Below are 8,989 nucleotides of genomic sequence, written 5' to 3' on the forward strand. Positions count from 1 at the left end.
GGTTCAGCGCATGGCATCCGCCACAGCATCCGATCCCACGACCGCCCCATCCGGCCTGCGCCGCGTCGTGACCGCCTCGATGGCGGGCACCGTCGTCGAGTGGTACGAGTTCTTCCTCTACGCCACCGCGGCGACGCTCGTGTTCAACCTCGTCATGTTCCCGCCGTCGGACGACCCGTTCGCGCCGATCATCGCCGCCTTCGTCACCTACGCGGTGGGCTTCATCGCGCGACCCCTGGGCGGCATCGTCTTCGGGCACTTCGGCGACAAGTACGGCCGCAAGAGGCTGCTGCAGCTCGCGATCATCCTGGTCGGCGTCGCCACCTTCCTGATGGGATGCCTCCCCACCTACGACCTCGTCGGCTACTGGGCGCCCGCGCTCCTGGTGCTGCTGCGCTTCGCGCAGGGGTTCGCCGTCGGCGGCGAATGGGGCGGCGGCGTGCTGCTCGTCGCGGAGCACTCCCCCGACCGCTCGCGCGGCTTCTGGTCGTCGTTCCCGCAGGCGGCCGTCCCGGTCGGCAACCTCATCGCGACGATCGTGCTCCTCGTGCTGAGCTGGACGCTCTCGCCGGAGGCCTTCCTCGCCTGGGGCTGGCGCGTGGCGTTCTGGCTCTCGGTGGTGATCGTCGCCGTCGGCTACTACGTCCGCACCCGGGTCAGCGATGCGCCGATCTTCCTCGAGGTGCAGAAGCAGGTCGCGGAGCAGGAGCACGTGCGCTACGGAGTGCTCGAGGTCATCAAGCGCTACCCGCGCGGCGTGGTCACCGCGATGGGCCTCCGTTTCGCCGAGAACATCATGTACTACCTCGTCGTGACGTTCTCGATCGTGTACCTGCGCACCGCGCTGGAGATGGACGTCGCGCAGATCCTCAGCTGGCTGGTCATCGCGCACGTCGTGCACATGCTCGTGATCCCCCCGATCGGGGCCCTCGCCGACCGCATCGGGCGCAAGCCCGTGTACCTCATCGGCACCGTCCTCGCCGCGGCATGGGGCTTCATCGCCTTCCCGCTGTTCGACACCCGCGACCCCGGGGTGATCATCTTCGCCATCTGCCTGGGACTGGTCATCCACGCGTTCATGTACGCGCCGCAGCCCGCGATCATGTCCGAGATGTTCCCCACCCGCATGCGGTACTCGGGCGTCTCGCTGGGCTACCAGGTCACCTCGATCGTCGCGGGATCGCTGGCGCCCATCATCGCGGTCGCGCTGCTGTCGGCGTTCGGCTCGTGGCAGCCTGTCGCGATCTACCTCGCGATCGCCGCGGCCATCACCCTCGTGGCGGTGATCTCGCTGCGAGAGACCAAGGGATCCTCGCTGCACGACCTCGATCGCCTCGACGAGGCGCGTCTCCGGCGAGACGTCGCATCGGCCTGATCGACGCCACGGACGGACGCCCCGCGCACCGCGGGGCGTCCGTTCCTCCACGCCACCTGGACGGCAGGTCACGGTTCGTCCCCGATCGGGCGGCCGAAACATCCCTCCGGTACAGTGTGACCGTGGCACGCCGTAACGCCCCGCCGGGCTCGCAGACCTCGTTGCGCGAGGCCAATCGCGCGCGCGTCGTCGAGTCCCTCAAGCGCCACGGCCGCCTCACGCAGATCGAGCTGGCCGGCAGCACGGGACTCTCGCCCGCGACGGTGTCGAACATCGTCAAGGAGCTCACGGCCTCGGGACTGCTGCACACGTCGTTCACGACGAGCAGCGGGCGCCGCGCGACCCTCGTGTCGCTCGCACGCCGACTGGGCCTCGTCGCGGGCGTGCACTACAGCTCGCGGCACCTGCACATCGCGATCGCCGACACCGCGCGCACCATCGTGACGCAGTCGTCGCTGCCTCTCCCCCTCGACCACCGGCACGACTCCGAGCTCGACCGCCTCGCCCTGCTCCTCGGCGACATGATGGAGTCGCTCGGCAGCTCGCTCTCCGACCTTCACGCGGTGGGCCTCGCGCTCCCCGCGCCCATCGACCCGCGCACCGGCATGGTGTCGACCCCGGGCCTGCTCCGCGGCTGGGAGGGCGTCGATGTCGCGGAATCGCTGTCCGTCCGCATCGGACGCCCCGTCTACGTCGACAGCGAGGCCAACCTGGGCGGGCTCGCCGAGGCGCGCGAAGGCAACGGCCGGGCTGCGGCATCCACCGTCTTCATCCGCGTCGGTCACACGATCAGCGCAGGCCTCGTCGTCGACGGCGACCTGTTCCGCGGTGTCAACGGCAAGGCCGGGCAGATCGGGCACGTCACCCTCGACGAGAACGGGCCCATCTGCCGCTGCAGCAACCGCGGCTGCCTCGAGACGTACGCCGGCGGCCCCGCCCTGCTGTCGCTGTTCCCGCCGAGCGAGGGCATGCACCGCCTGGGCGACCTGCTGCAGGCGGCCGAGGCCGGCGACGGCAGCGCACGGCGCGTCATCGCCGACGCCGGACGCCACATCGGGATCGCCGCCGCCAGCCTGTGCAATCTGTTCGATCCCGAGCTCATCGTCGTCGGCGGAGAGCTCGGCCAGGCCGGTGAGATCCTGATGGCGCCGATGCGGCACTCGCTCGAACGCACCGCGCTCCCCTCCGGCGAGGGACTGCCCGAGATCGTCGGTGCGTCGTTCGGCGAATGGGCCGAGACGCGAGGGGCCATCGCCATCGCGCTCGACCATGTGACTGTCCTCGACAGCGGGGCGGGCCTCGACGGGATGCCGGGCGACCCCCTTCCCGGTGCATCCTCCCTCCCCATCACGGCTTAGGCTCTTCCGATGCCCCTCACGCGACTTCTCCGGCCGCGACGGCGCCCGGCGCCCTCGCGGCGCAGCCTGCGGCGTGCGCTGGCGGCGGCATCCACGATCCTCCTCGGTGCGGCGACGCTCGCCGCGTGCACCGCGACGCCGGCGCCGGAGGGCACGCCCGACGACTCGACCATCGCGCTGTTGCTGCCCGATGCCAAGACCGCGCGCTACGAGACCTTCGACCGGCCGCTGTTCGAGGAGCGAGTCGACGAGCTCGGCGACTACAAGGTGCTGTACGCCAACGCCGACCAGGACGCCGCGAAGCAGCAGCAGCAGGCCGAGTCCGCCCTCACCGCGGGCGCCGGCGTGCTGGTGCTCGACCCTGTCGACGCGACCGCCGCCGTCAGCATCGTGACGTCGGCCAACGCGCGGGGCGTTCCCGTGATCTCGTACGACCGGCTCGTCGCCGGCGGCGACCTCGCCTACTACGTGTCGTTCGACAACGAGAAGGTCGGCGTGCTGCAGGCCACTGCGTTCGTCGAGGGCATGCGCGACCGCGGCGAGGGCAGCGGCATCCTCATGGTCAACGGCTCGCCGACCGACAGCAACGCCGCCCTGTTCAAAGAGGGAGCCCACAGCATCATCGACGCCAGCGGGCTGCACGTGGTGGCCGAGTACGACACCCCCGGCTGGAACCCCGAGAAGGCCCAGGAATGGGTGTCCGGGCAGATCGCGCAGCACCGCGACCAGATCGCCGGGGTGTACGCCGCCAACGACGCCACCGCCGGTGGCGCGGTGGCCGCGCTCAAGGTCGCGAATGTGAGCCCCTGGCCCATCGTCACGGGGCAGGACGCCGAGCTGTCCGCGATCCAGCGGCTCCTCACCGGCGACCAGTACATGACCGTCTACAAGGCGATCAAGCCGCAGGCGCAGCTCGCGGCCGAGGTCGCGGTCAAGCTGCTGCACGGCGAGCCGGTGACCGCACCCCTCGAGATCCAGGGCACGCCGTCGACGCTGCTCGACCCGGTCGCGGTCACCGTCGACAACATCATGCAGACCGTCGTGGCCGACGGGTTCTGGACCGTGGACGACATCTGCACGCCGACCTACGCCGATGCGTGCACGGCCGCGGGCATCGAGTAGGGTCCGGAGGATGTCGATGACGCACCCGCGAACCGGACGCCCCCGTGAACGCGTCCTCACGATGCGCGGCATCGGCAAGCGCTTCGGCGCCGTGAAGGCGCTCACCGACGTCGACTTCTGGGTCAACGAGGGCGAGGTCGTGGCCCTCGTCGGCGACAACGGCGCGGGAAAGTCGACGCTGGTCAAGGTGCTCGCGGGGGTGCACCCGCCGGATGCGGGCACGATCGAGTTCGACGGCGAGAACGTCCACATCGACTCCCCCGCCGACGCGCAGGAGCTCGGGATCGAGACGATCTTCCAGGACCTCGCCCTGTGCGACAACCTCGACGTGGTGGCGAACCTGTGGCTCGGGCGCGAGCTGCGCGACGGTGCCACGCTCGACGAGGTCGACATGGAGCAGCGCACCTGGACGCTGCTGCGGGAGCTGTCCGCGAAGATCCCGTCCGTGCGGGTGCCCGTCGCCTCGCTCTCGGGCGGACAGCGCCAGACCGTCGCGATCGCGCGCTCGCTGATCGGCGAGCCGCGCGTGGTGATCCTCGACGAGCCGACCGCCGCGCTCGGCGTCGCCCAGACCGCCGAGGTGCTCAACCTCATCGAGCGGCTGCGGGAGCGCGGCCACGGCGTGATCCTCATCAGCCACAACATGGCCGACGTGCTCGCCGTCGCCGACCGCGTCGTCGTGCTCCGCCTGGGGCGCAACAACGGCGTGTACAACGTCGCGGATGTCACGAGCGAGACGCTGATCGCCGCCATCACCGGCGCGGTCGACCACTCGGGCGCGCGCTGGACGCCCCCGGCGGCGACCGCTCCTGCGGTCCCGGGCGTCGCGCCGGGCCGCTCGCGACCGGCCGCAGCATCGGGGCCGGCAGCTGCCGAGCCCGCGACGAACAACGAGCCGCCCGTCGACGAAGACACCGGCGGCACCGTCATCCGGATGCCGCGCACCGGCTCGCGCCGCCTTCCTCGTGAGGACGGTCGCCGGTGACCGCCCACGGCGACGAACGGCTCGTCGACCCGGCCACGGACGAGCGGCTGCTCAGCGGCAGCGGCCTGCGGAGCCTCGTCGAGGGATTCGTGGCGCGGGTCCGCGGCGGCGACCTCGGCGCACTGCCGGTCGTGCTCGGGATCGTCGTGATCTGGACGGTCTTCCAGACGCTGAACCCGGCGTTCCTCTCCAGCGAGAACCTCGTCAACCTCACGATGCAGTGCGCCGCGATCGGCACGATCGCGCTCGGTGTCGTGGTCGTGCTGCTGGTCGGCGAGATCGACCTGTCGGTCGGCTCGGTGTCAGGGCTCGCCGCTGCGGTGCTCGCCGTGACGTTCGTGCAGCTGCAGTGGAACCTCGTCCTCTCCCTCCTCGCCGCCCTCTCGATCGGGTGCCTCGTCGGGCTTCTCTACGGCTACCTGTTCACCCGGTTCGGGTTGCCGAGCTTCGTCATCACCCTGGCCGGCCTGCTGGGCTTCCTCGGCCTGCAGCTGTGGGTGCTCGGCAAGACCGGGTCGATCGCCATCCCGTTCGACTCGTGGATCGTGCAGTTCGCGCAGCAGCTGTACCTCCCGCCGTGGGCCGCGTACGCCCTCGCCGTGGCCAGCGTCGGGGTGTACGCGTGGTCGCACGTGCGGCACGCGCAGCGGCGAGCGGGCGCCAATCTGGTGAGCCAGAGCTACGGCGCCATCGCCCTGCGCAGCGGCGTGCTGCTGGTCTTCCTCGTCGCGGCGATCTGGTACCTGTCGCTGGACCGCGGGGTCGGCGTGATGTTCCTGTTCTTCCTGGCGCTGGTCGTCGTGATGAACTTCCTCCTCACACGCACACGGTGGGGTCGCTCCGTGTACGCCGTGGGAGGGTCGGTCGAGGCGGCCCGGCGCGCCGGCATCCGCGTCGACCGGATCTACCTGTCGGTGTTCGCCCTGTGCTCGACCCTCGCAGCGGCAGGAGGCATCCTCGCGGCCGCGCGCCTGGCGTCGGCTAACCAGAGCTCCGGCACCGGCGACGTCAACCTCAATGCGATCGCTGCCGCAGTGATCGGCGGGACGAGCCTGTTCGGCGGCCGCGGGTCGGCGTTCTCGGCCCTCGTCGGCATCGTCGTGATCCAGTCGATCTCGTCGGGGCTGACGCTGCTCAACCTCGACTCGTCGGTGCAGTTCATGGTCACCGGAGTCGTGCTGGTGCTCGCCGTCATCGTCGACTCGCTGTCGCGTCGCACGCGGGCGGCGACCGGCCGGGCCTGAACGATACGACACACCGCTGCCTTCACTTGACGAACGCGGTCAGCCGCGCAACCCTCTGACCTGCGTCTTCCACTGCGCAGAAATACGGTGAAGGATGCCGCATACCGGGCATTCTGCACGGTAAACGTTCTCTCCGCCTCGGGCGCCCAGACGTCTCTCCGACCGGTTCCTCTGCGTTGCCAAAGCGTTACGTTCAAGACTTGACGATAAGAATCCTCATCGTCGATGATCGCTTCAGCGATGAACACAGGGACGGTCCTGGGTCACCCGCTCGCTTCAATGACGAAAGGCGCAAGATGAAGAAGTCTTCACTCCTGGCTGTGGCCGCCCTCACGGGCGTGGCAGCCATGGCTCTCGCTGGCTGTTCGAGCAGCAGCAACGACGGCGGCAGCACCGACGCCGGATCCGACTCCGCCGGCCGCGCGTGTGTCATCCTGCCCGACGCGGCGTCCTCGCCGCGCTGGGAGAACTTCGACAAGAAGTACCTCCAGGAGGGCCTCGAGGCCGCCGGCTTCGACGCCGACATCCAGAACGCCCAGGGTGACGTCAACAAGTACTCGACGATCGCCGACCAGCAGCTGACCAAGGGCTGCGGCGTCATGCTCCTCGTCGACTACCAGGGCGCGGCCGAGGCCGTCGCCAAGAAGGCCAAGGACGAAGGCATCCCTGTGATCGCCTACGACCGCCCCTTCACCGGCGCCGACTACTACGTCTCGTTCGACAACGTGAAGGTCGGCGAGCTCGAGGGCCAGACGGTCCTCGACGGCCTCAAGACCGCCGGCAAGGACCCGGCGACCGCGGTCGTCGTGTACATGGGCGGCGACCCGACCGACGGCAACGCCGCGATGTTCCACGACGGCGCCGTCAAGGTGATGGAGGCCGCGGGCATCAAGCCGGCCGCCGAGCCGACCGGTGTGTGGGACCAGGCCAAGTCGCAGACCAACTTCGAGCAGGCGCTGACCTCGCTCGGCGGCAAGGTCGACGGCGTGTGGGTCGCCAACGACACCAACGCGGCCGGCGTCATCAAGGTCCTGCAGGACAACAACCTGACCGGCGTCGCCGTTTCGGGTCAGGACGCGAACGTCGCGGGCCTGCAGAACATCCTGCTCGGCTGGCAGACCGCCACGGTCTACAAGCCGGTCAAGGACGAGGCGACCGCCGCGGTCGACACCGCCGTCTCGCTGCTGAAGGGCGACAAGCCCTCCGCCAGCGCCAAGCTCGACGACGGCACGCCCTACATCCAGGTCACGCCGATCCTCGTCGGCCCTGACAAGGTCAAGGACGTCGTCGCCGCCGGCGACGCCGACTACGACGACGTCTGCACGCCCGACGTCATGGCTGCCTGCGAGCAGTACGGGGTCACCAAGTAAGTCCTCTCGCACGGCGAGGGCGTCGCGTCGACCAGGCGCGGCGCCCTCGCACGCACGAGACCTGACCCGAATCCGCAGCCCCGAGTCCCGCAAGGAAGCGAGCATGTCAGACACCATTTCCCCGCCCGTCGAAGCCCCGGTCGGCCGCGACGCGGAGCCGATCATCCAGCTGGTCGGCATCAAGAAGTCCTTCGGTCCGGTGAGCGTCCTCAAGGGCGTCGACCTGGTCGTCCGCCCCGGCAAGGTGACCGCACTCGTCGGCGACAACGGCGCCGGCAAGTCCACGCTCATCAAGGGCCTCGCCGGCGTCCAGCCCTATGACGAGGGCGAAGTCCTCATCGACGGCGAGCACCGCGACCTGCACGCTCCGCGCGACGCCGCGGGGCTCGGCATCGAGGTCGTCTACCAGGACCTCGCACTGTGCGACAACCTCGACATCGTCCAGAACATGTTCCTCGGCCGTGAGGAGCTGTCGTTCGGCACGTTCGACGAAGGGCGCATGGAGAAGGAGGCGTCCGACACCCTGCGGTCGCTCTCGGTCCGCACCGTGAAGTCGGTGCGCCAGAAGGTCTCGAGCCTCTCGGGCGGCCAGCGTCAGACGGTCGCGATCGCGCGCGCCGTGCTGAAGAAGGCCCGCGTCGTCATCCTCGACGAGCCGACCGCCGCGCTCGGCGTCGCGCAGACCGAGCAGGTGCTCAACCTCGTCAAGCGACTCTCCGAGCAGGGCGTCGCCGTCGTGCTCATCAGCCACAACCTCGCGGACGTGTTCGCCGTGGCCGACGACATCGCCGTGCTCTACCTCGGCCAGATGGTCGCGCAGATCCCGACCGCGGAGACCACGCGCGACGACATCGTCGGCTACATCACCGGCACCAAGACGCCCCAGAGCGGCGTCGGCATCATCGACACCTCCACCATTCGCACCGAAGGAGGCGCAGAATGACCAGCAGCGTGACCCGGACCGAGGCAGCGCCCGATCCCGTGTCGAGCGACCTCATCGGCAGCGGCGTCGAAGGCGGTCTCGGTGACCAGCTGTCGGCGTGGTGGCAGCGCGTGCGCGGCGGCGACATGGGGGCCCTCCCGGCCGTCGGCGGCCTCGTGGTGCTCGGCATCCTGTTCTCGATCCTGAGCCCGTACTTCCTCACCGAGCGCAACTTCGCGAACCTCATGAACCAGGCGGCGACGCTCGTGGTGCTCGGCATCGCACTCGTCTTCGTGCTGCTGCTCGGCGAGATCGACCTGTCCGCCGGTGTCACGGGCGGCGTCGGCATGGCGCTCTTCGTGGTGCTGAACGCGCAGTTCCATGTGGCGTGGCCGCTGGCGCTCCTCGTCGGCTTCGGCTTCGGCATCGCGACCGGTGCGCTGATCGGCTTCTTCGTCGCGCGCGTCGGCATCCCGTCCTTCGTCGTCACCCTGGGTCTGTTCCTCGGCTTCCAGGGCCTCGCGCTCGTCGTCATCGGCTCGGGCGGTCAGTTCCGCCTCGAGGTCCCCGAGCTCATCGCCCTGCAGAACGGCAACCTGCCGGTCTGGGGCGG

7 protein-coding genes and 1 pseudogene are annotated in these 8,989 nt (G+C 69.8%); all 8 read left to right on the forward strand.

Translation table 11 applies throughout. The features are described 5' to 3' along the window. Positions 1-10: 10 nt before the first annotated feature. Positions 11-1,375 carry an MFS transporter gene (locus ACTHNQ_RS20165; RefSeq protein WP_440335702.1) on the forward strand — a complete coding sequence of 455 codons (1,365 nt, stop codon included), beginning with the start codon at positions 11-13 and terminating at the stop codon, positions 1,373-1,375. Positions 1,376-1,497: 122 nt separating this feature from the next. After that, positions 1,498-2,733: an ROK family transcriptional regulator gene (locus tag ACTHNQ_RS20170; RefSeq protein WP_440335703.1), complete on the forward strand. Its 1,236-nt coding sequence runs from the start codon at positions 1,498-1,500 to the stop codon at positions 2,731-2,733. A 9-nt stretch (positions 2,734-2,742) separates the two neighbouring features. Beyond that, on the forward strand, positions 2,743-3,855 hold the full coding sequence (locus tag ACTHNQ_RS20175) for a sugar ABC transporter substrate-binding protein (protein ID WP_440335704.1): 1,113 nt from the start codon (positions 2,743-2,745) through the stop codon (positions 3,853-3,855). 10 nt (positions 3,856-3,865) lie between these two features. Beyond that, positions 3,866-4,627 (forward strand): annotated as a pseudogene (locus tag ACTHNQ_RS20180) (ATP-binding cassette domain-containing protein); the annotation flags it as partial. A 209-nt stretch (positions 4,628-4,836) separates the two neighbouring features. After that, positions 4,837-6,084 (forward strand): sugar ABC transporter permease, encoded by a 1,248-nt coding sequence (locus ACTHNQ_RS20185; protein ID WP_440335705.1) that lies wholly within the window; start codon positions 4,837-4,839, stop codon positions 6,082-6,084. 296 nt (positions 6,085-6,380) lie between these two features. Then, positions 6,381-7,454 (forward strand): sugar ABC transporter substrate-binding protein, encoded by a 1,074-nt coding sequence (locus tag ACTHNQ_RS20190; RefSeq protein WP_440335706.1) that lies wholly within the window; start codon positions 6,381-6,383, stop codon positions 7,452-7,454. A 103-nt stretch (positions 7,455-7,557) separates the two neighbouring features. Then, the gene (locus ACTHNQ_RS20195) at positions 7,558-8,397 is read left to right on the forward strand and encodes an ATP-binding cassette domain-containing protein (protein ID WP_440335707.1); all 840 of its coding nucleotides are present in this window, start codon (positions 7,558-7,560) and stop codon (positions 8,395-8,397) included. Continuing rightward, positions 8,394-8,989: ABC transporter permease subunit (locus ACTHNQ_RS20200; protein WP_440335708.1), on the forward strand; the 596-nt coding region annotated here is incomplete at its 3' end. The genes ACTHNQ_RS20195 and ACTHNQ_RS20200, both read left to right, overlap by 4 nt.

Origin of the sequence: Microbacterium sp., from assembly GCF_051953575.1 — a bacterium.
Lineage (GTDB): Bacteria > Actinomycetota > Actinomycetes > Actinomycetales > Microbacteriaceae > Microbacterium.